Origin of the sequence: Mogibacterium diversum (assembly GCF_002998925.1) — a bacterium.
Taxonomy (GTDB): domain Bacteria; phylum Bacillota; class Clostridia; order Peptostreptococcales; family Anaerovoracaceae; genus Mogibacterium; species Mogibacterium diversum.
The window spans coordinates 1,508,986-1,531,538 of sequence record NZ_CP027228.1 but is presented as its reverse complement, the minus strand read 5'-3'; the positions used below and the strand labels follow the sequence as shown (position 1 = coordinate 1,531,538).

The window sequence follows — 22,553 nt, the reverse complement described above, 5'->3', positions numbered from 1 at the left end:
TACGCATAAAGATCAACGCGCATAGCAATAAAAAGTCATTTATAAATTCTGCTTCGATGTCCTATATCAATGAGCACTAGTACAAGTCGCTCATCCTGTATCTCCGCTAAAATTCTGTAGTCACCTACTCGATAACGCCATTGCCCACTTCTATTCGAAGTCAGTCCCTTGCCATGAATACGTGGGTCTATGCAGTGCATGAGATTTTTATCAATCCAAGCTTTTATAATCTTTTGAGTTTGCCTATCTAGTTTCTTAAAAGCTTTGTCGAATCTGTCAGTTGTAACTAGCTGATAAATCATAAGTCAATTTCATCCCAAAGCTCACTGATTGGATGGGTCTTTAATGTTCCAGCTGCTTTTTCTGCTTCATAATCCGTAAAAACTTGAAGGTCGTATTCTTCCTCAATTCGTTCAAGCAGAGTAGTTCTGATAATTTCCGACAGAGTTTTGTTATTGTGCTGAGCATAGGATTTAAAAATCTTTAGTTCATCTTCCGGAACTCGCAAGCTTACAGTAGACATATCCGTCCTCCTTTCTTGTGTAATACAATCGTATTACACAAGAAAGTGTTTGTCAAATTAAAATAGGAATCATGGACTATACAAGATAACTTGCTAAATGAAGACTAGTTCTCAGAAGCATATCCAATATAAATACTTGATAGTGTACCGTCATATATGATAGAGTGTCACTGAAATTTATATCTAATAAAAATTGGAGAAGTGTGTATCATGATAAAGAAGATTTCATCTATTGTTATTTTAGTCTGCATTATTTTATTTAATATCAAACCGATCGTTATGGCAGCCGACTATGCCGAACTTGGTGATTCATCAGCAGCAAGCGGAAGCTTATCAGAAGAAACAGAACAAGAAGCAAATAACACACCTAGCATGAGTGGTGTGAATGTTTCTGGTGACTTTAATGAGGGTACTCGTGGTCCCGACTATTTTAAGAATATCAAAATTGATTTGATAGGAGAGAATCTTACGGGCGATAACTTCCTAACTGAAGAAGGCCTTAGATGGACGGATAAAACAGAAGTTGAGCTCATATCAGGCACAGAGGTTGGACATCTCAATCGTAGCTCTAATTTTGGCTCTGAGAGACCTAGTATTCCTGTTAAGTTGTATCTAAACTGACAAAGAAGCTGAAAACATTATTTAAAAGGAAGTAGATTAAGCATGAAGAGAAGTAGCATAATAGCGCTAATTATGGGGATATTGTTAATAATTGCTAACCTATACATAGACTACAACCTCAGAAAATATTCCGTTTACTATGCCCACAACATAGTGCATAAGGAGGGTACACATCCAGAGATGGCCATGGTATTAGAAAACTACGATTTAGTATATGAACCTGATATAAAAGGAATAGAGTATCGAACAGATGGCGGACATATGATATACAATCACAAGAATAGCATAGGAAATCTAGTTCCAACAATCACATTTAATAGAACCCATGAGAAAGGACAGTATTCTTACTATGACAATATAAATGCGAATTATGAATTTGATGAATCGTTTACCCTGATTTATTTCCGTGATAAATCAAAGAGCTTGGATCGCATGAATCCCAAAACAATCAATCAAAAAGCTCTGTACAAAGACATATACAAGAATTTCGGTTTCCTCGTTGAAGCCAACGTCAATCGCAAACCTCTAATTAACATGCAGAAAGAGTTTAACAAGAAGTACTACAAGCGGTTCAACTAAAGAAATTGCACTAAGAAAAGGAGTAAACTATGCTCAGCAAGTTGCTAAAGAGGATGCTTATAATTACTTGTTGCTTGCTCGTAGGAGTAGGAGTGGTTTTTGTAAGATGGTATGTAAAAGGAAACCTGACAGAAAACTCGGTTTATTATGCAATGCATATTCAACATTCAAAGGGTACACATCCAGATTTTGCAATGGTGATAGACAATATGAATACTATTAAGCAGCCAAAGGTAGACAAGGTCGTCTACAGACCAGAAAGTGGAAAAGAGGGCGCATTTAGCGGTAGAGTTTATATTTATAACGAAGCCTATTCCGTTGATGGTAAAACGCCGGAGCTCTACATGGGGCATGGTGATGATGATGCCTATATCTATATTGACAATAGAGGGATAAGATATGAATTCGATAAAGCTTTTAAGTTGAGAAGAGCATCTGATTATGATACTTATGATGAAATAGATATACATACGATAGATGAGAAAGCTATCAGTGATGAGCTGTATAAGTATTTCGGATTCCTTATAAAGGCTAATGATAAAAAGCCAAAGGTTAATTTGCAATGGCTTTTTAACAAGAAATACTATAAACGATTCAATTAAAAATTACAGGAGTAAAATAAGAAGGTGCAAACCATGCAAAATGCACAACTTAAGAAGATACTAATCATAACTTGCTGCTTGCTTGTAGGAGTAGGGGTGGTTTTTATAAGATGGTACATCAAAAGTAATATAGATAGGCATTCAGTTTATTATGTGCGGAATATCTCACACGATAGAGATGCGCATCCAGAGTTTGCGATGTTGCTTGATAATATTGATAGTATGGAGCAACCAGATAAACAGAAAGTTAGATATAAACCGGAAAGTGGTGCTTCTGGGGTATTTAGTGATAGATTTTATATTTATAATGGAGCTAATGCGCTTAATGATGAGGAACCTATTTTGTTAAAAGAAGATGATTTTGATGGAGATGCCTACGTCTATCATGACAATAGAGGAAGAATATATACATTCGATAAGACATTCAAGGTAAGAAGCGCATATGACTATAAAAATCATGCTGATATCGATATAAAAACAATAGACCAAAAGGCCCTTTGCGATGAAATATATAAAGATTTTGGCTTCCTTATAAAGGCTAATGACAAGAAGCCAATGATCAATCTACAGTGGCTTTTCAACAAGAAGTACTATAAGCGATTCAACTAATAATTGAATATAGAATTTGAATAAATGCAAAAGAACCCCAGTTAAGTACTGCTAAGCTGGGGTTCTTTAAATATCAACTACTTCTTAAACATATGCAGCCTCTCAGCCCTACGTACATCATTTTCGATAAAATCAGAAGCTGCGAAGGAGCTGTCGTACTCGAGACCTGGTGGTAGCATTGGCGAGCAAGGTCTTGAGATGACTGCTCCGAGCTGGCTTTGTGTCAGCTTGCGGCCGTACTCCGCTTGGTACTCCTGCTCGAGTATGCGAAGGATGTCCCGAGCATTCTCGAGGCAGGTAATCGAATACCTATATACCTTATCCATATCGTTTTCGCCCACGAAGCTAAAAGTCGTATATGGCAGCATCAAGTTAATCGTCCTATGCTCCTTAGAGCCGTCGACTAGCTCGATGCTGTCACCACCAAAGAATGGATAGCTGTCATGCTCATTTATCCAAATCGAGATATCCGGTAGAAAATAAGCTCCGTTGACCGAGATGCCTCGTTCCTTCATAGTATCTAACGCTCTGCCAGTGAGAACTCCGACGATTACCTTGCGAAGGTCAATTCCCTCGTCCTTAATCAGAGGTGCGATGTGGTTTAAACGCTGACCATTATGAAGGAAGTCGTCAACTAATATCACAGGCTTTTCAAAGGACTTGATAGTTTTTATCTGCTCCTGTAGCGGTGCGTAGTTACGGTATTCTCGGATAGTGAATCCTGATAAATCATTCTTAAAGTACTTATCTGTCCTAAGCGCCTTTGTTACGGTATTAGGTATGACCACGTCCGAAAGTGCCTTGCCGTATGGAACCGCCATATAAGGTCCGCGCTTCTTTAGGGGATCGGAAGCTGCAGGCACGCCGTTTTCAGATGTAACCATATTTACGATACGGCTATATACTGCCCTAGGGTTAAAAGTGAGTATCAGCTTGCCAGGGAACAGCTCGTTAAAAGTCCTGAGGAGCTTTGCATGAGCATCATCCGCAGCCTTAATAATCCTAGGGTTCTTATTGAACGGAGCCTTGATACACGCTTCGACATCTCTAAATAGCACGATAGGAGCTTTCATATCCACTGCGTAGATAGGTTCTTCCTCACTACTAGAGATATTGACAAATCCATGGTGGATTAAAAGGTCAATTGTATCCTCGTCCATACCTGCAGGATTTACAGGGCGATAGATTACGTAAGTGTAATCTTCATCGAGGAGTTCCGTCATGATCTCCGTGAGCAGAATCTGCTTAAGGTTGGAGACACCTACAGTTGCATCCTCTTTTGCATAAAATGCACCGATTGAAGCTATCGAGCCAAGCGCACTCTTTCTAATTGTAGAAGCTACTTCACTGCTACCGAATTCCTCGAGCAGGTCATTAGCACGAAGCTTTCTAGCCGATGCAAACGCAGAGAGCACAGGTTCTTCTCGTTCTCCTGGCCTAGCTTCTATCAGGATTGATTTCGTTGCTGGGTCATCAAGGTATTCGCTAAGAACCACGGGGTCGTAGCCAGCCTTCTCCAAATCATCGCTAAGTGGCATGGTGAAGCCTGCATCCATGTGTTCAAAGACGCTGAAGCTGATATCGCTAGCTGTAAGTACTTCCTTATATGCAGGCTCATGCTTATAGAGGTTCATGTCGTATATGTAGTTCTGCACAACTGGGTCGAGCAGCGTGCCGATATCTCGTCCGAGGTCAATATTGTTACGAATCCTGGCGGAGCTTACATCTTCAGAATACTTCTTGAGGTGCAGCTTTATAATCTCGCCCGTGATTGGGTAGCTATCTCCGCTATCTCTATAAGAATCATCGCTCGACTCTCTATCGAACACAATGTGACCTAGCGAGTGAATCGAGTATTCGCTTGGGGCAGCCTTGTAGCAAGCGGCATTTGCAAGAGCATCTGAGCCTGTAACTATGTATAAATCTTTGCCTGCAAAAAGCTCTCTCAGTCTCCGCATATCATCCGAATTAGCGAGGTTAACCTGCATATCGTCTGGGAATAGATTTAAGCCCTCTTCGCTGCTAATGGACATCGCGAGAATGTTCCTGCGCAGTGCATGAGGCAGCATCCTCTTGGTCCAAGAAAGCTCGTCTAGTGCCAGATACACTTCAAATCCCATGTCCCTTATAGTCGTTGCAATTGCTTTGTGTCCAAGAGTGAACGGATCAAACGAGCCAGGGAAGAATGCAATTTTGTCATACTCCGCAAACTCAAATTGCCCAACTTCATCGACGTATGTAGCGATGAATCTGTATATGTAATTTAGCACTGCTGCATTGTTGTAAAACTCTAGCCCAATATCGTCACCAATTAGCGGAATCACAGCAGCTAGTCTCTTGAAGCAGTGAGATGCAGCCCATCCCTTTGACCCTAGAGTCATGACTTCACTGCCAAATATTCTCATCCCAAGCACCCGGAGTGCTTCCTGCGACAGCGCAGTATTGTAATGACTGATAGCCTTGATAATCATGCCGAGAAGTCTCTTCTTGTACTTCTCCGCATTCTTGCTAGCTTCAGGTAACTTGTCGTAGTTCTCTAATAGCACTGCCATAGTGCTTAGTGATGCAGCTGCTGACTTGCTATTCCCCGTATATAACATAGTTTCAAGCGCTTCGATTGCCTCACTCTGTTCGCTGTCAGGCTGATACATCATGAGCTGCCCTAGATAGCCAGGAATGTACTTAAGGAACTGGTAATCGCTTAGCTCTAGACCGTTGAAGAGGTCGATGCAAAGCTCGTTTATCTGGTCGCTAGGCATACGGCTCGCAAGCTCTATCAAGCAGTCGCCAGCATGTTTACGAACTACGATGGCCTCGCTGACTTTGATAAGGTTTACAAAATGCGTTGCGATATGCATAACATTGTATCCCTGCTTTGCTACTTTGAACATGTAATCTATGTTAGCGAGCTTAGACATCCATGATGTGCTAGTCTTTAGATTGTCCAGAAATAATGACGAAGGCACCGATTCAGTAATATCTCTTCCTGCTGATACTCCAAGAATGCTCAGGCGTCTTGCATCTACATCTATGCCTGAGTCAGGGAAGAATCGCTCAATCACAGCGAGTGCAAGGAGATCAGTATCCTGACTGTAGCTGTTAAGGATATCCTTTGTAAAGAACATTAGGCTCTCAAGGAACGATTCCGGCATCAGATCCTTATCGATACTTAGTGCAGTGCTGCATAGAACGATAATTGTCTGCTCATCGAGGTCAGCTACGTGGTAATAGTCCTCGAGGACATCAAAATACTTGCTGCGACACGAAGGTCGGCAGTTTTTAACGACTTCATTTACAAAATCAGGCGTCGCCTCGATGATACGCTTCCTATGAAAATCAGTATGCTTTCTAGATGGCATGAGAATCTTCTCGAGGTAACTAGAAAACTGCGTGATATTAGTGGTGTCGGAATCCCTTGTAGGCACCGACTTAGGTAGCTCCTTCTTATATTCCTCGCGAAATCTTGCGACTATCTGACCCATTATCTGAGCAGCCTGCTCTCTGAGGTCGCTCTCTCTGTTAAAAAGCATGTCGTACATGAAATCGAGGACTATTACCTTCTGATCCTCCGTCATGTAGGATTTGTATTCGCCGAGAATGTTCAAATAAGTTCTGATATTGCTCCACTGAGACTCGCTCCTAGCGCGTTCAAGAAGACTGGAGAACTCAGCTGGACTATTGAAGATCTTCATGAGGCGAATATTGTGCTCGATTGCTCTAAACTTGAGCTGAGAAGTAGCCTCAGATCCACTTAAGAGGGCTAGCTCTCTGACCTTTGGAGCACGCCTAAAGTGCGGGGTCTCTGCCCAATCCTCTGGGAGGTCAGTAGTTACACCGTTTTCGCGCATGAAATCCTCGAAGTCGAGAAGTCTGTTATACACCCTCTCGTATCTGTGGTTCTTGGCTTCGTTTATATTGTCAAATTTATTGAGGACTACATCGAATGCTTCTTCCAATGTAAAGAAGTTTATGGTCTCTTGATCATCCTCGTCCCTTATGCTCCTCACGCGGAAATCGGCGTATATGAGTAGTAGTGACTCTACGGATAGATTATCTAGCTCGAGGTCCCAAGTCGAGTGATTTGCAGCGATGTGCATGATGGTCGGCAGTCCAAATCTAGTCAGGCAGTAGTCCGTGTAATAGTAATGAAGATAAGGCACACGGCGCTCTTCTTCCTTGCGGCAGCCGTATTTACCAATATCGTGAGAAGCTGCAGCGGCAGAAACGAGCCCGAGATCGACGTTAATTCCCGCATCGTAAAGCTGCCTCGCTGTGTACATAGCAACGTAGTGAACTCCGCTTACATGGCCGAGCGTATTAAAAGGTGAAATATCGGAGCTAAGTCTCATGAATTCGTAGACATAATTGCTCTTAACGAGTTTATTAAATCTGAGATACTCATCAGTAAACCCCTTGCTCATAATCTCTTCATCGCTGAGAAGGTGGATGTCATAGCAAGGATCGAAGGGAAGAGTCTTCCTTTCATACTCGTACACGCCACGCATGAGCTGTAGCAAGATGTTTCTACCAGCTTTGAATTTATCTGGGTCTTGTGGTCCATCTAGGTGAGGGAATAGCAAGTTGAGGAGATATAGCCTCGTATGCTCGAGCCAACCTTCACGCGGAGCGACCTCAAGCTCTGGTGTATAGCGTGAGCATATGCTTAGAATTACTTTACTGTCGAACCGTCCGTGATTACCCGAATGGTAATACAGCTCGTACACCATCTCGACGAAATCCTCGCGTGCTGTACGCACCTCCATTACATCGCTATCTAATCCAGCAGCTTCGATGAAGTCGGGGTTCAGTAGAGCTCCCTTGATTGTGTTTATCATTATTGCTTTGTTGTCCATCTCTAATACCGTTTATCAATTTTCAATAACTCGTCTGGCAAAAGCTTCTATCGTACTTAATAGCTTAAATCGGAACTTAAACCTGAACATAAACCGGAATAATACGATTAACCAAGCTTCTGACTAAGTACTTTGGCCTTATCGATAATCGCCATCGCTGTATCGAATTTACTGAGCTTACCCAGCTCTGTCTCGTCATCCTTGGTGATAATAGTAACTATATTGGTGTCCCCACCGAAGCCAGCGCCTGCATCCCTAAGGCTGTTCGCACATATCATGTCGAGACATTTGCGCTCGAGCTTACTGCGGGAGTTTTCAAGCAAGTTTTGAGTTTCCATCGAGAAGCCACAGATTATCTGCTCAGGTTTTCTAATCTTCCTTAGCTCAGCCAAGATATCAGAGGTTCTCCTCAGCTCTATGACCATGTTGCCGTCCTGTTTCTTAATCTTCTCATCAGATGTATAAACTGGCGCATAGTCTGAAACTGCAGCAGCCTTAAATATGTAATCCGCCTTAGGCGCATGCTTTAGCACTTCCTCGCACATTTCGGCAGAAGTAGTAATCTCAATCGTATTCACATAAGGAATTGGCTCTAAATTAGTCTTGCCGGTGATGAGCGTAACCTGCGCTCCCCTGTAAGCGGCAGCTTTAGCTAGGGCATATCCCATGCGCCCGGTCGAATGATTGGTGATATATCTGACTGGGTCAATTGCTTCCTGCGTAGCGCCCGCGGTGACGAGTACCTTCTTGCCAGCGAGGTCTTTTGCGTATGCTAGATCAAATAGGATTTCTTCCAAAATAGCATCTGGCTCAGGCATCTTTCCGACACCCACATCTCCGCAGGCGAGCACTCCGCTCGATGGCTGCATGACTCTGATTCCAACCTTGAAGAGTCTCATGATATTGCCCTGAGTGATAGGGTTAAGGAACATCTGCGTATTCATCGCAGGTACAACCAGCTTAGGGCAGTTCGCAGCGAGGAAAGTAGTTGTGAGCATATCGTCAGCCATTCCGTACGATGCCTTGGCGATAAAATTCGCAGTTGCCGGAGCAACGACAAAGTAATCTGCCGCCTTCGCGATAGATATGTGCGCTACATCGAATTTAAAGTCCCTGTCAAATGTATCAGTCATGCACTTGTTGCCCGTAAGTGTCTCGAAGACCAGCGGCGAGATGAATTCCGTCGCATTTTTAGTCATAATCACGTGCACATCCGCACGCTCCTTCTTGAGAGCGCTGACTAGAGATGCCGTTTTATACGCAGCAATTCCGCCTGTGACACCGACAACAACACATTTATCTTTAAGCATGTGATCCCTCCTGTTATCTACATCTTGTGGTTAAATAATATAATATACTTTCATCTGCGATTTCTCAATCATAAACAAAGTATTAATCGTATCAAAATGGCTAAAATTCAATACTTACTAGAGTTTTCCCTTGCACAAGATGCTCTGCTTTGTTATAATAACAAGGCTATTGGGATAGCACGCGAGTGCGCACGATAGACTTTTAAGAAAAGGAGAGCTAGCATGAAGGAAGGAATCCATCCTGATTATAAGGAATGTAAAGTTACTTGCGCATGTGGTAATACCTTTACTACACTTTCGAACACTGACACTATGAGAGTCGAAGTATGCTCAGAGTGCCACCCATTCTTCACAGGTCAGCAGAAGTTTGCTAACCGTGGTGGACGTGTAGAGAAGTTCAAGAACAAATACAACCTTTAGGGAATCAATATTTAGAGGACGCTGTTTGCAGCGTCCTCATTTTAGAGCGTTTGGAACCACAGGCGGTGGTTTTCCTGACGCTTTTTTCATAGGTGACAAGCAAAGCTGCTCGGAATACTTCGGCGAGTGATAATCGCGGAGCATTTGCAAGGGCTGATAAATATATAAAACTAAGAATCTACAACTTATAAGTAAAGGATGTAATTATGTTTGATAAGCTAGATTTTATACTTGAGAAATACGAGGAGCTATCGAAGAAGGTTTCTGACCCCGATGTTATCGCTAAGCAGAAGGAATGGCAGAAGCTGATGAAGGAGATGAGCGACCTCGAGCCAATCGTCAAGGAATACACTGCGTATAAGAAGGCAAAGGAAGAGCTTGAAGAAGCTAAGGAAATCCTCGATATGGAGGATGACGAAGAGCTGCGTGAGATGGCGCGTGAGGAGCTCAAGGCTAACGAAGCAGCGATTGAGGAGTTCACAGAGAACCTCAAGATTCTGCTTCTTCCAAAGGACCCTAACGATGATAAAAACGTAATCCTAGAGATCAGAGCGGGTACGGGCGGAGATGAGGCTGCGCTATTTGGAAGCGACCTGCTTCGTATGTATCTCAGATATGCTGAGAGAATGCGCTGGAAGACAGAGCTCATAGAGAGCAATGAGACTGAAATCGGCGGTGTTAAAGAAGTTGTTATGCTCGTCAAAGGTAAGGGTGCGTATTCCAGACTCAAGTACGAGAGTGGCGTCCACAGAGTACAGAGAGTTCCAGAGACTGAGTCGGGCGGCAGAGTGCATACATCGGCAGCTTCAGTTGCGGTAATGCCAGAAGTCGATGACGTTGAGGTTAACCTAGACCCTAACGACGTACGTGTAGACGTATATAGAGCATCTGGTAACGGTGGACAGTGTGTAAATACTACGGACTCTGCAGTTAGACTTACTCATATGCCAACTGGTCTCGTGGTAACTTGTCAGGACGAGAAGTCGCAGATTAAGAATAAGGAAAAGGCTTTCAAGGTTCTTAAGTCAAGATTATTCGATCTCATGCAGCAGGAGCAGAACGACAAGATTGCAGCAGAGAGAAAGTCACAGATCGGATCTGGAGACAGGTCAGAGAGAATTAGAACTTATAACTTCCCTCAGAGCAGGATCACGGACCACAGAATCAACCTGACTCTGTACAAGCTTGATTCGTTCCTCGACGGTGACCTCGATGAAGTGATCGATGCACTGATTACCGAGGATCAGGCGGAGAAGATGAGAGATTTCTAAAGCGAGAGAGGCATCCAATGAAGACGAGAATTATCCTTCCTGACACCGATGGAATCTCTGAAGCTGGGGCTATCCTGCGCTCTGGCGGACTCGTGGCCTTTCCGACTGAGACGGTATATGGACTGGGGGCAAATGCCCTAGATGCGACTGCTACAAAGCATATATATGAGGCAAAGGGAAGACCTAGTGATAATCCGATGATCGTCCATGTGGCGAACATAGATATGCTTAACGGAGTAGCTTCAGGAGTAACCGATGCGCAGAAAGCCATTATGAGCAAGCTCTGGCCCGGGCCTATTACTTTCGTGCTTCACAAGAATCCAGCAGTTCCTGATGTTACAACAGGAGGGCTTGATACAGTTGCGGTCAGATGGCCGTCACGGCGCGAGGCTGCTGAGATTATTGAGGCGGCAGGCGTTCCAATTGCTGCGCCGAGTGCCAACCTATCTGGTAAACCGAGCCCGACTACATTCGAAGACGTTGCCGAGGATATGGACGGCAGAATCGATGCGATAGTCAAAGGCGAGAGGACAGCGATAGGTATAGAATCGACAGTTTTAGACCTAACGTCGGAAGTTCCTACAATACTTAGACCAGGATTCATAACGAAGAGCCAGATTGAAGAGGCTGTAGACGGTGAGGTTCAGTATGATCCATCTCTATTCAAAAAGCCTGGAGCAGATGACTTCCATCCGAAGTCACCAGGCATGAAGTATAAGCATTATGCACCGAAGGCTGCAGTTAGAATCGTAGAAGGCAGCAAGAGCGCGGTCTCTGCAGCAATCGCTGAACTAGAGACTGAGGCAGTGTCGAACAACATGAAGACAGCGGTACTTGACTATATGGGGAATGGTGACAAGGCGGCGAATAACTTTTTTGCAGACCTAAGGCAGTGCGACAGAGACGGTGTGGATATAATTTACATCGCTGCGTACGACTGGGATGAAGTCGGGTTTTCCGTTATGAACAGAATGGTCAAGTCGGCAGGTTACGACATCGTGAATGTCTAAAATATTTAGAGCATTTACACACAGAGAGAAGATATAATTTATATTATTTATATGACATATATCGCTATATCATCGGAGTGCATTCTATATATAGCGAAGATATGCGAGGAGGAATTATATGAAGATTGCTATTGGCTGCGATCACGCAGGGTATCCGCTCAAGGTGGCAGTTAAGGACAAGCTGCTCAAGGAAGGGTTCGAAGTAGTTGATTTTGGAACTGATTCGGTAGAGTCTGTTGATTACCCAGGTTATGGAAAAGCTGTTGGAAAAGCAGTCGCTGATGGAGAGGCTGAAAAGGGAATCGTTATCTGTGGCTCTGGCATAGGAATTTCTATCGCAGCGAATAAAGTCAAAGGCGTTAGATGTGCGCTCTGCACTTCCGTAGAGATGGCAGAGATGTCGAGAAGGCACAACGATGCGAACGTACTCGCGATGGGTGCCAGAATGATCGAACAGGACTTGGCATTTAAAATTGTCGATAAGTGGCTGGAGACAGATTTTGAAGGCGGAAAGCACCTTCGTCGTATAAACATGCTTGATGAATAACGTATTTGGTATATACTTAATGATAAGTGAATTGAGATAATCAGGAGGATTATAATGGCTAACAGAGAAGGCAAGGTATATGTGTTTGATCATCCGCTGATTCAGCACAAGACAGCTCTCATGAGAGATGTAAACACTAGTGTAAAGGAGTTCCGCGAGCTCGCTACTGAGGTGGCGATGCTGATGGGCTTCGAAGCGACAAGAGATTTGCCGCTTGAAGAGGTTGATATCGAAACACCTATGTGCAAGACTACAGTTAAGATGCTTGAGGGAGAAGATATTGCAATCGTTCCTATCTTAAGAGCTGGTCTTGGCTTTGTGGACGGAATGCTTGCGCTCGTTCCAAATGCAAAGGTAGGGCACGTTGGATTATACCGCGACCCAGACACACATCTTCCTGTTGAATATTATTGCAAGCTGCCTACAGACATCGAGAAGAGAAAGATTTTCGCTGTGGACCCAATGCTTGCAACTGGTGGAAGTGCTATCGCAGCAATCGATTCTATCAAGAACAGAGGCGGACATGATATAGCGTTCCTGTGCCTGATAGCAGCACCAGAAGGAATTGATGCCCTGCATAAGGCTCATCCTGATATTGACATCTACATTGCAGCAAAGGACGAGAGACTCAACGAAAACGCTTACATCCTCCCAGGACTTGGAGATGCAGGCGACAGACTTTACGGTACAAAGTAATCTCGGCAAGCTAATGATATTAAGCCTGCGGCGAGAGCTGCAGGTTGTTTTTATAGGAGGGACACGATGATACAGATTCCAGATAATGTGAGTAAGTACACCAACGTATATGATGTACTTGAAGAAAGAGGCCTGATTGAGCAGTGCACAGACCCAAAGGCTATGCGCGACCTACTCGGAAGCGAGAAGATCAAGTTCTACGTAGGATTTGACCCAACTGCAGACTGTCTGCATGTTGGACACCTGATTCAGATTATTATATTTGCGTATATGCTCAAATATGGCCATACACCAGTGGCTCTCGTCGGCGGTGGAACTGTAATGATCGGAGATCCTTCTGGCAGAACTGACCTACGCCGCATGATGGACGTTGAAGAAATCGATGCAAACGGCAAGAAGTTCAAAGACCTATTTGACCGCTTCCTACCGTTCGATGACGAGTGGGAGTACACTGGTAACGGTGGTGTAATGAAACCGGGGCACCAGAACAGAGAGCCTAAGCCGGGCCTTGCGGTAAGCGTTAATAACGCGCAATGGCTAAGAAACCTCAACTATATCGAGTTCGCTCGTGAGATTGGCTCGGTATTTAACGTAAACGACATGCTGAGAGCAGAGTGCTATAAGAGAAGACTCAAGGAAGGACTTACTTTCCTAGAGTTCAATTACATGCTAATGCAAGGTTACGACTTCTACGTAATGGCGAGAGACTTCGGACTCAAGGCGCAGTTCGGAGGCAACGACCAGTGGTCCAACATCATCGCTGGTGTCAATATCGCTAAGAAGAAGTCAGACCTAGACGTATACGGTATGACTTTCTCGCTTCTCACCAAGAGCGATGGCGAGAAGATGGGCAAAACTGCAGGCGGTGCGCTCTGGCTCAATGAAGAAAGAGTTTCAGTGTTCGACTTCTTCCAGTACTGGCGAAATGTCGCAGATGCGGACGTTAACAAGTGCCTCCGTATGCTCACATTCCTGCCAATGGATGAGGTAAATAGACTATCTTCCCTCGAGGGCGCAGAGATTAATCAGGCAAAAGAAATTCTCGCTTACGAAGTCACTAAGCTAGTGCACGGCGAGGATAAGGCTAAGAAAGCACTAGAAGATGCTCGTGCGGTATTTGCTAGTGGAGGCACTAATGCAGCGACTATGCCATCCGTTGAACTAGACAAGGCTTCATTTGAAGGTGAAGGCTTCGGCCTAGCTAGCCTACTTAAGGAACTTGGACTAGCCCAGTCTAACGGTGACGCATTTAGAACGATAGAGCAGGGTGGTGCTAGAATCAACGGAGAGCAGGTTACCGACAGAAAGAGAAGAGTAACTCTCGCAGACTTCGAAGATGGAAAGCTTACAATTCAAAAGGGTAAGAAGAAATTCATTGCGGTGACACTGAAGTAGCAAGTTAATAGTGAGTAGCTTGCACTGTGGTGATTAAAGCAAATAAAGGTAAGCGCGCAGCGATGCGCGCTTTGGCTATTGGAGAAATATATATCTGTACATGCATAAAATTATAATATTTATACATTTGGGAGGTACAATATGGTTAAAGAAGTAAATTTTGAAGATGTAAAGCGTGATGTAATACATGCATTCACAAACGGATGCATGTGCTCAGAATCCGTAATTACGATTGCAAACAAGCATTGGGATCTCGGGATGGGAGACGACATAATGGCCATCGCAACTGGCTTCCCATTCGGTTTTGGTGATGGCGGAAATGTATGCGGAGCTGTAGCTGCAGCGACGATGTCGCTCGGAAAAGTATTTGGCAGAGTAATCCCTGGAGATCCAAGCTATGAGAAATGCACATCGCTCGTAAGAGAACTCAATGACGATGTCATAGCGAAGTTTGGCAGTGCACTATGTCCAGACTTACTAGAGGGTTATGAATTTGCAACACCGGTTCGCAAGGAACACTGCACCGAAATAGTGGTAACAGTGCTTGAGTCATTCGCTCGCATAATGGAACGTGAATGTGGGGTTCATGTCTGTTGGTAAATATGATATATTTATGAAGACTAATTAATATTAGATCATACAAGGATTTAAGGTTACGAATATATTACTGTAATCGCAAATATATTGAGTTGAAATAACAGATAATATGTGTAGAAAGAGGCAGTTTATGGCTAAGAAACAATCAAAATACGAGAGGCCGGGTGGCGCTAAAAAGGGCAGAATTGCAGTAGTCATATTTATCATAGTAGCTGCAATTACAGATGCTATTATGATTCGTGCGTACTTCACAGGTGGCAAAAGTGCTATGGTTGGCGCCATGATTATACTGATGACAGCGATGTATGTTTTTATCGCTTATAGCCTAATTAAGCTCGTTAAAATGATGGAAGAACAGATGGTTAAGGATGCTGAGGCAGAGAAGGACGCTGAAGAGAAGGCAAAACACATCGGAAAGGGTGCTGCGTACAAGACTCTCAAGAAAAAGTCCAAGAACTAAAGGGATAGTCTGGTAATGGATAAATAAAGAAAACTCTCAGTGTAAGTTTTAAACTTAGCTACTACTATGAAATAAAATGTAGTACAAATAAGCGTTTGTGAGATGCACAAATGTGATATCGCAAACAACCTTATAGATAATTATTATCGATTGTAAAAATTTGATAACAATAATAATAAATCAAACAGCTACGTAAAAAAGCGAGGACATGCGTCCTCGCTTTCTTTGTATGGATATTCTATGGATGGATTGTGTAATAACAGCGAAGGTATTGAAATAACCTGTGCTGTACCTTTATAATAAACTTGAGAACAAAGCATGTAAAATTAATTAAAATGAGTTAATTGATAAAAATAAATAATTGCGGTCCTCGATGGAGGTATTATGGAAAATCGTAACGTAGCGACCTTTATAAAGGTTGTAGAGATGAATAATTTTACTAGGGCAGCAGAGAGTCTCGGGTACTCTCAGGCAGCCGTAACTGCCCAGATAAAGCAACTCGAGCATGAACTCGGAGCACCTTTATTTGATAGAATCGGCAAGAGGATAAATCTTACTAGAGCGGGAGAGACATTCCTCCCATATGCTTTTCGTCTGCTTAAGGCGGAGGATGAAGCAGTTGCAAGCATCAGAGAGCAGGAAGGTCTCAGCGGAACGCTGACAATCGGAACATCTTCAAGTCTATCGATTGGAGCACTTCCACATATCGCTATTGATTTCATCAAGGAGTATCCTGATGTAAATGTAGTTATCAAGGTATCCGACTTTACTCAGGACCTGAGGGAAAAGCTCATCGCAGGAACTATGGACCTTGTGTTCACTATGGCGGAGAACTCCAATCCGCAGAATTTTCAGCGCATGCTTGAAAAGGATGTGCCGATGGTGTTCGTGGCTCATCCAGATCATCCTCTTATAGGCAAGAAGGTGCCGCTGCGCAAAATTCTCTCTGAACAGCTGATTGTTGCGGATAGAGAGGTTGGATATACATTCTATCTAAATAAATTTGCAAATGATATCGGTATGCAGCTCGAACCTGCACTTGAAGTCGGTTCAGTAGCAGCAATTGTCAATATACTAGAGGGCGGATACGGAGTGTCTTACCTCCCGTGGTTCGTCGTTGAGAAGCCAGTGGCAGATGGTAAGCTGGCGACAATTGATGTTACATGTCCGGATCCAGAGCTCAAGAGCAGCATAATCTGTCATAAGAGCAAGTGGATTGACCCGGTGATTAAGAAGTTCATCGAGTATGTCGATGCCGGTATAAAGTAAGCAGTATAGGGCTTAAAATCTAAGAATGCATAAACGTATAATAGGAGGATATCTAATTATTATCAACTTGTAATTAGATTATTGTTCAAATGATTATGAATAGAATTATTTTAATTGTGGTGCTAATATGTCTTTCTATTTTCAGAGTTTTTCTGTATAAGAATTGGAAAGTGAACAATAAGAAAATTTTTAATATTTCTTATTGTATTGCAATGATTTTAGGGGTTGTCGCGCTATTAATAGATTTGTTATAAGTTATTACTGTTCAAATTTACAAGTTAAAAGCTTATAGATAAATTTAATAGTAGCTATAATTAATATATTTAACTTGCAATAAAAGAAGTTCTAGCTTAACAGCTCCTGCCTTAGATCTTCGCAAATTTCCGCCATCTCGCGCATATCCTCCTCTGGAACGAGTTCAGAAAGGTCATACTCAAGTGGATTCTTCGAAAAGTCGGAAAGAGCTTTATTCAAAAGCTCATAATCATCTGGTGTAGCAATAATATTTATCTTGCGAGAATCTGTATCATATGGCTCTAAGTCGTGTAAATCAACACTGCCATTTACTTTGCATTCTAATAATATCGCAGCAAGGTCGGTTAATATATCAATGGCGAAAGTAAAATCAAGATAGATTCCCATAGAATTAGTAAAACCTAAAGGGGAAGTGGTTCTTCTAAAGTTTCCATCATGTTTGTTAAGGCCTAAAGCTTGCAGTATGTCGGAAAACTCTATCTCGTCGCTACTTTGATCTTCTAAAAAAGCGATAAGGTTAAGACTATCGTCAGTATCTCCGATATAGTTGTTCCAATATTTGTTTTCAATATACATCAAGGATCCTCCGCAAATATCAATTTATCGATTAGTTATTGCAATTATATCATCATGCAATATTATGTCATACCTCAAGTTGATAGTAATTAGAAATTATTACACATAATCTAAAAGGGCTACTCCCATAGGAATAGCCCTTTAGTTATATGTTCGCTCACATTGTCTTAAAAGACTTTTACTTCTCGATTTTTCCTGCTAGAATTGCCGCCCCATACGCTCCAGCATATCGGCCATTAGGAAGCGGAGTGACTGTTCGCCCTAGCTTCTTAGAGAGAAGCTCTGCAAAATAATCATTTCCGCTTAGTCCGCCGGTTATCACGCACTTATCTGCGATAGCTTTCTTTTGACAAAGTGTCACGACCTTAGTCGCAACGCTATCGATTACACCAGCTGCAATCTCTTCCTTAGGGCGACCTTCACCCATGTAGTTGATAACCTCAGATTCTGCGAAAACCGTGCATATTGAGCTAATCGGTATCGGATCACCCCGTTTAGCCTCATCGAATAGTTCTTCGATTGTAAGGCCGAGGCGATTTGCCATAACCTCGATAAATTTGCCCGTTCCAGCGGCACACTTGTCATTCATAAGGAAGTCAACGGCCCTGCCATCTTGAACCAAGATATACTTGGTGTCCTGACCGCCGACATCGATGATAGAGCAATCTTCCTGCCCCGCCATCTCATAGCCACCGCGTCCGTGGCAAGTGATCTCGGTGATTACTTTATCCGCGTAGTCTACTGAGATTCGTCCGTACCCAGTTGCTACAATCTTAGCGCTCTCTAAATCTATGCCGAGCTTCTCAAGGTTTTCCTTGATTATGCCAGCAGTAATCTTGCTGTTCCAGCCCGTAGGTAACACCTCGAAGCGAGGCCTATCATCTTCTCCAATCACGCAGACCTTAGAAGCGGTAGATCCAATATCAATTCCAATTCTAGTCATTTAAAATCCTTCTCATTTTGCCTAATCACATCTGACTTAGAACACGCCAAATCGTCAAGCTTTATCTAACATATTAAGTATATAAAGTATATCAAGTATACCAAGTATGCCAAGCTACAGCTAGTCGTACGTAGCTCTAGACGTACTTGACTGAACTTAGCGAGACCTACCCATATCTATGCCTGCTACTGTTGAATTCGTTATCTAGTCCGTTTATAGATATGTATCTTAGCTGCTGCTCTTCGGCAAGCTCCTTTATAAAAGGCACATCTTCTTCCTTGACCAGTAGCGACACACCGCAGCAAACGCTTAATTCACGCGGAGTCGGGCTAATCTGGGCGTAATGTGAAGTTGCTTTTATAGCACGATACATCTCCATGGCATCCGTGTGATTATCGAACAAAACATAATAGTGGAGCATTTTAGCCTAGCACCTCGATAAATGCCTCGATACGTGTCTTGAGCTGCTGTGCATCGCTGTCAGTGTAGTCTGTCTCGATTCCGAGCACTGGGATTCCAGCTTCCTTGAGTTTGTCCTCAAGCAGGTAACCCTCGATGTCGTATGTCTGGCAGAACTTTAGGTTAACGTCGATTACAGCATCTACGTCGTATTCCTTAGCAAGTCTAATTATATCGTCGAAACGACCTGAATTAGGAGTGAAGCAAGCGCAATTAATCTTCATGTAACGGTCAGCTATATTTGAAACCATCTCGTCGAGATTCTCACCTGATTCATCTACAAAGTTCTCAAAGTAACGAGTTCCAGTACATGTCTCTTCACAGACAACAGCTGCACCAGAGGTCTCAATTAGATTATGCATCTTCCAGTTTGGAATAGCCATAGGAGTTCCAGAAATCATGATGCGCTTAGTTCCTGCAGGAAATACTGAAACGCCATCAGCAACTCTCTTCTCGAGCTCGTCACAGAGTTTGTTAACCATAGTTGTAAATCTCTCAGGGTCATCGTAGTAAGCAATCTGGGAGATGAGAAGCGTGTCAGTTCCGCTGATAGGAACGTTCTTGTTTTTGCGTAGGTCGTACAGTCTCTTGAGAGCAGCACGCTTAGCATTAATCTTCTTGATGTTCTCAGCAAGTTTCTCAGGAGTGATCTTGTTGCCAGTTTCCTTCTCAACCATCTCGAGTAGGTCATGACACTCGTCAGCCCACTTTTCGATATCCTTAGGTCTCTTCATCTGAGGAAGATCCATGATGTGCATCTGAACATCAGTGCCGAGGATTTCGTACGCCTTCTTCTTGCCATCACAGGTGTTCTCGCCTATATAGATGTCTGCGAGTCTATAGAAAGGACATGTTCTGTCAAATCTAGCTCCGAGCATAGCCTTGATGAGCGGACATGTATTTGCTGGCAAATATCTCTCTCCACCTGGAACCCAGAATTGAGAGCCTGCGCAAAGACCAGTAGCTATGCCGTTACCTGCAAAGATAATTTCGTCAGGAACATATGTACAGAATGTTCCGAATACCTTGCCGCCATTCTTCTTAAACTCGACGAGCTCAGCTGGACGTAGGCCGTGAACATCAGCGAGAACCATGTCAAAATAATCCATGGCTTCAGGTCTATTTTCCTGAGATAGAAATACGTCACCAATTGCTCCAGGAAGAACGCTACATAGTAGGTCGTGATTCTCCACGTCCATACCTAGATCTTCCCACATCTTACGATAATCTGCCATTTTCATAACCTCCATAATAATAAGTCAAATATACTGATAAAATTATATCAACTAATGGGTAGATGCACCTATTGAATAAAGTGATAGATTTTGCGCAATGCATAGATAGCGTTAATAATAATTTGACAAAACTATGATAACCGTTGTTAAAGCCTATACTAAAAGGCTAATCCTTATTCAAGTCTATGCAAAGTATGAAGCATAAAGAGTAGGAGATTACACGGAACATGAACTGATAAAGAAACAGAGTATTTTTAAAAAAATATTGACAACGGAATTCAATGTGATACAATTGAATTGTTCAAAAGACATTTAATAAAACTAATTAATATATGAGATATTCATAGGAGGATATGAGATGGCACAGATTTATGATTTTAAGCTAGCTAGACCTGATGGAAGTGAGCTAAACCTAGCTGATAACAAGGGCAAGGTAATGCTCATCGTTAACACTGCAACTGGATGTGGATTCACACCTCAGTACGAGCCACTAGAGGCACTTTACAAGGAGCTACACGAGTCCGGACTAGAGATTATCGATATCCCTTGCAACCAGTTCGGTGGACAGGCACCTGGATCAGATGATGAGATCCATGAGTTCTGCACACTCAATTACAACACTACATTCCCACAGCTTAAGAAGTCAGATGTAAACGGCGAGAATGAGCTTCCGCTTTACACATTCCTCAAGAGCCAGAAGGGCTTTGAGGGCTTCGGAGACTTCCCAGACAGAGAGAAGTTTGAAGAGTTTGTTGCAATGGGCAATCCTGATTTCAGAAACAATGCTAACATCAAGTGGAACTTCACTAAGTTCGTTGTAGATAGAGAAGGAAACGTAGTTGCTAGATTCGAGCCAACAGCTGATATGGGTGAGGTTGCTGCCTTCGTAAAGAGCCTTATCTAATCTATAAGAACTATTTTAAACAATAAATAGCATAAGCACACATATGGACCCAGCAATGGGCTTAGATTAAAGTTATAAGTGTGAAAATGTATAGAGCTAAAAATGGTGTCCGCCGAGTGAATTCGGCGGGCGCTTTTGTTTTGTAGTTTATTGTGCGGGTAGATAGTTATCTAGACTGGATAATGATTAAATGATGATTATTCGGGTGAAAAATGCGTAATTGATTGAATGTTCGTTTAAAAAATGTAAAATTGTCTTATCGGAGTGATATCATGAAATGCGAGATTACGACGGATTAAAGGAAATGATTAAGAAAAATGGAATTAGCCTAAAATTTAATTACCTCATACATATTGGCATAGGATTACTTCTTGCGTCTTCATTTAATGTATGGCTTGTAATTAGTGGGTCAGATATCGGTTTTGTTAAATACCTTACAACTGCAGCTCTTTCATACCTTGTTGCAGTAATATTTGTTAGAGTATTATCTCCTGTCAAATACATCGTGAATAGCCTGATATGGAAATCAAAAGAGAGCAAGCAGTCAGCATATGCCTTCTGGATATTCGTATATCTCAATGGTCGCATTAACCACTCATCGCAGTTATACATGATAAATGAACTCTTTATTCCAGATAAATACCTGCGATGCTCAATGAAGAATCTGAGCTATGAAGAAATAAGATTAGAATTACGAAGAGTGGAGATACTGACGGAAATCGTTATGTTCATTCTGTACAGCTGTATTTCATTTGCAATTTACAGGATTAGCAGCATGCCGCTCTATTTGATTCCGCTTGCTGGAATGGCTATAGATATAGCAAATTCGAATATTGAAATGGAAATATTTAGAGGTAAATTCACTAAACTTCGTGACTCAAAATATTTTGAATACTATATAATTAGAGAGCGGTTGCTCGCGGACTCTAATGATGAAGAAGCGATTAAAAGATTTGTAGAGCTCGAAGCTGAGAACTTTGAAAACAGAGAAAGAATTCACGAGAGGATATCAATCTGGAGCAGGATAGTCGTAGGAAAAGCTCTGAACAGAGAAACTCTTACAGAAGAGATGAAGTTCTTGCTAGAGAGAAAATATCTCGAAGTTATCTGGGAGTTATTTGTAACACATGAGACATTAAATTTGCTGAATCTATATATTACATATGCCGCAATAATAGGTGAATTGAACACAGAGAAGGTCGCATTAAATATCCTAAATAGATGGAAAACTCAGGATATAGGGTCTAGGTTAAAGGCTAAATTTGAATATTCTGAACAGGCCTTTGCTGGAGATAAAGCAAAGTTAGAGGACCTAAGGCTGCGAGCTGGAGAGTTCTATGAGGAGTTTGCCGAATGCAGAAATGATGTTGATGAAGTTAAGATGGCGTATCTCAAATTAATAGAATTGGAAAGTTAATA

The 22,553-nt window shown here is 42.5% G+C and carries 23 protein-coding genes; 15 read left to right on the top strand and 8 right to left on the bottom strand.

What is annotated here, in order from left to right; translation table 11 throughout:
- Positions 1–35: 35 nt before the first annotated feature.
- Both C5Q96_RS07370 and relB read right to left on the bottom strand, forming a co-directional pair.
- Positions 36–302: a type II toxin-antitoxin system RelE family toxin gene (locus C5Q96_RS07370; protein ID WP_106057736.1), complete on the bottom strand. Its 267-nt coding sequence runs from the start codon at positions 300–302 to the stop codon at positions 36–38.
- Complete coding sequence (gene relB, locus C5Q96_RS07365; RefSeq protein ID WP_106057735.1) at positions 299–523, bottom strand: type II toxin-antitoxin system RelB family antitoxin; 225 nt, start codon at positions 521–523, stop codon at positions 299–301. The genes C5Q96_RS07370 and relB overlap by 4 nt, the downstream gene beginning before the upstream one ends.
- Before the next feature lie 210 nt (positions 524–733).
- Here relB and C5Q96_RS07360 point away from each other — a divergent pair, with 210 nt between their 5' ends.
- The 4 genes from C5Q96_RS07360 to C5Q96_RS07345 are packed head-to-tail and all read left to right on the top strand — an operon-like array spanning position 734 to position 2,934.
- Positions 734–1,144: a hypothetical protein gene (locus C5Q96_RS07360; protein ID WP_106057734.1), complete on the top strand. Its 411-nt coding sequence runs from the start codon at positions 734–736 to the stop codon at positions 1,142–1,144.
- Positions 1,145–1,186: 42 nt separating this feature from the next.
- Positions 1,187–1,723, top strand: a complete 537-nt coding sequence (locus C5Q96_RS07355) for a hypothetical protein (protein WP_106057733.1) — start codon at positions 1,187–1,189, stop codon at positions 1,721–1,723.
- Between the two features lie 29 nt (positions 1,724–1,752).
- Positions 1,753–2,325, top strand: a complete 573-nt coding sequence (locus C5Q96_RS07350) for a hypothetical protein (protein ID WP_106057732.1) — start codon at positions 1,753–1,755, stop codon at positions 2,323–2,325.
- A gap of 33 nt (positions 2,326–2,358) precedes the next feature.
- Positions 2,359–2,934: a hypothetical protein gene (locus tag C5Q96_RS07345; RefSeq protein ID WP_106057731.1), complete on the top strand. Its 576-nt coding sequence runs from the start codon at positions 2,359–2,361 to the stop codon at positions 2,932–2,934.
- A 77-nt stretch (positions 2,935–3,011) separates the two neighbouring features.
- Here C5Q96_RS07345 and C5Q96_RS07340 read toward each other — a convergent pair whose 3' ends face one another.
- Entirely contained in the window at positions 3,012–7,787 is a 4,776-nt protein-coding gene (locus tag C5Q96_RS07340; RefSeq protein ID WP_106057730.1) for a nicotinate-nicotinamide nucleotide adenylyltransferase, read from the bottom strand.
- Between the two features lie 107 nt (positions 7,788–7,894).
- On the bottom strand, positions 7,895–9,097 hold the full coding sequence (gene coaBC, locus C5Q96_RS07335) for a bifunctional phosphopantothenoylcysteine decarboxylase/phosphopantothenate--cysteine ligase CoaBC (protein ID WP_106057729.1): 1,203 nt from the start codon (positions 9,095–9,097) through the stop codon (positions 7,895–7,897).
- Positions 9,098–9,319: 222 nt separating this feature from the next.
- On the opposite strand from coaBC, the gene rpmE reads away from it, so the two are divergent.
- The 9 genes from rpmE (at position 9,320) to C5Q96_RS07290 (ending at position 16,762) form a co-directional block, all read left to right on the top strand.
- Entirely contained in the window at positions 9,320–9,517 is a 198-nt protein-coding gene (gene rpmE / locus C5Q96_RS07330; RefSeq protein WP_106057728.1) for a 50S ribosomal protein L31, read from the top strand.
- A 206-nt stretch (positions 9,518–9,723) separates the two neighbouring features.
- Positions 9,724–10,788, top strand: a complete 1,065-nt coding sequence (prfA, locus tag C5Q96_RS07325; RefSeq protein ID WP_106057727.1) for a peptide chain release factor 1 — start codon at positions 9,724–9,726, stop codon at positions 10,786–10,788.
- A gap of 17 nt (positions 10,789–10,805) precedes the next feature.
- A complete protein-coding gene (locus C5Q96_RS07320; protein ID WP_106057726.1) occupies positions 10,806–11,798 on the top strand; it encodes an L-threonylcarbamoyladenylate synthase in 993 nt (330 codons plus the stop codon).
- Positions 11,799–11,916: 118 nt separating this feature from the next.
- Positions 11,917–12,345 (top strand): ribose 5-phosphate isomerase B, encoded by a 429-nt coding sequence (gene rpiB / locus C5Q96_RS07315; protein ID WP_106057725.1) that lies wholly within the window; start codon positions 11,917–11,919, stop codon positions 12,343–12,345.
- Between the two features lie 54 nt (positions 12,346–12,399).
- Positions 12,400–13,041 carry a uracil phosphoribosyltransferase gene (gene upp, locus C5Q96_RS07310; RefSeq protein ID WP_106057724.1) on the top strand — a complete coding sequence of 214 codons (642 nt, stop codon included), beginning with the start codon at positions 12,400–12,402 and terminating at the stop codon, positions 13,039–13,041.
- Between the two features lie 66 nt (positions 13,042–13,107).
- Positions 13,108–14,436, top strand: coding sequence for a tyrosine--tRNA ligase (gene tyrS, locus C5Q96_RS07305; RefSeq protein WP_106057723.1), 1,329 nt, complete (start codon positions 13,108–13,110; stop codon positions 14,434–14,436).
- 141 nt (positions 14,437–14,577) lie between these two features.
- Positions 14,578–15,036: a C-GCAxxG-C-C family protein gene (locus tag C5Q96_RS07300; protein WP_106057722.1), complete on the top strand. Its 459-nt coding sequence runs from the start codon at positions 14,578–14,580 to the stop codon at positions 15,034–15,036.
- Between the two features lie 127 nt (positions 15,037–15,163).
- The gene (locus tag C5Q96_RS07295; RefSeq protein ID WP_106057721.1) at positions 15,164–15,493 is read left to right on the top strand and encodes a hypothetical protein; all 330 of its coding nucleotides are present in this window, start codon (positions 15,164–15,166) and stop codon (positions 15,491–15,493) included.
- Positions 15,494–15,877: 384 nt separating this feature from the next.
- Positions 15,878–16,762: a LysR family transcriptional regulator gene (locus tag C5Q96_RS07290; RefSeq protein WP_106057720.1), complete on the top strand. Its 885-nt coding sequence runs from the start codon at positions 15,878–15,880 to the stop codon at positions 16,760–16,762.
- A 345-nt stretch (positions 16,763–17,107) separates the two neighbouring features.
- Here the strand turns inward: C5Q96_RS07290 and C5Q96_RS07285 are convergent, their stop codons facing one another.
- The 4 genes from C5Q96_RS07285 to C5Q96_RS07270 form a co-directional block, all read right to left on the bottom strand.
- Complete coding sequence (locus C5Q96_RS07285) at positions 17,108–17,593, bottom strand: imm68 putative immunity domain-containing protein (protein WP_106057719.1); 486 nt, start codon at positions 17,591–17,593, stop codon at positions 17,108–17,110.
- A 178-nt stretch (positions 17,594–17,771) separates the two neighbouring features.
- Positions 17,772–18,536, bottom strand: a complete 765-nt coding sequence (locus C5Q96_RS07280; protein ID WP_106057718.1) for an acyl-CoA dehydratase activase — start codon at positions 18,534–18,536, stop codon at positions 17,772–17,774.
- 166 nt (positions 18,537–18,702) lie between these two features.
- Positions 18,703–18,957: a DUF3343 domain-containing protein gene (locus C5Q96_RS07275; protein ID WP_106057717.1), complete on the bottom strand. Its 255-nt coding sequence runs from the start codon at positions 18,955–18,957 to the stop codon at positions 18,703–18,705.
- 1 nt (position 18,958) lies between these two features.
- Positions 18,959–20,230: a double-cubane-cluster-containing anaerobic reductase gene (locus C5Q96_RS07270; protein ID WP_106057716.1), complete on the bottom strand. Its 1,272-nt coding sequence runs from the start codon at positions 20,228–20,230 to the stop codon at positions 18,959–18,961.
- A 358-nt stretch (positions 20,231–20,588) separates the two neighbouring features.
- Here C5Q96_RS07270 and C5Q96_RS07265 point away from each other — a divergent pair, with 358 nt between their 5' ends.
- Positions 20,589–21,134, top strand: coding sequence for a glutathione peroxidase (locus C5Q96_RS07265; protein ID WP_106057715.1), 546 nt, complete (start codon positions 20,589–20,591; stop codon positions 21,132–21,134).
- A 277-nt stretch (positions 21,135–21,411) separates the two neighbouring features.
- A complete protein-coding gene (locus C5Q96_RS07260; protein WP_106057714.1) occupies positions 21,412–22,551 on the top strand; it encodes a hypothetical protein in 1,140 nt (379 codons plus the stop codon).
- The last annotated feature ends 2 nt before the right edge of the window (positions 22,552–22,553 follow it).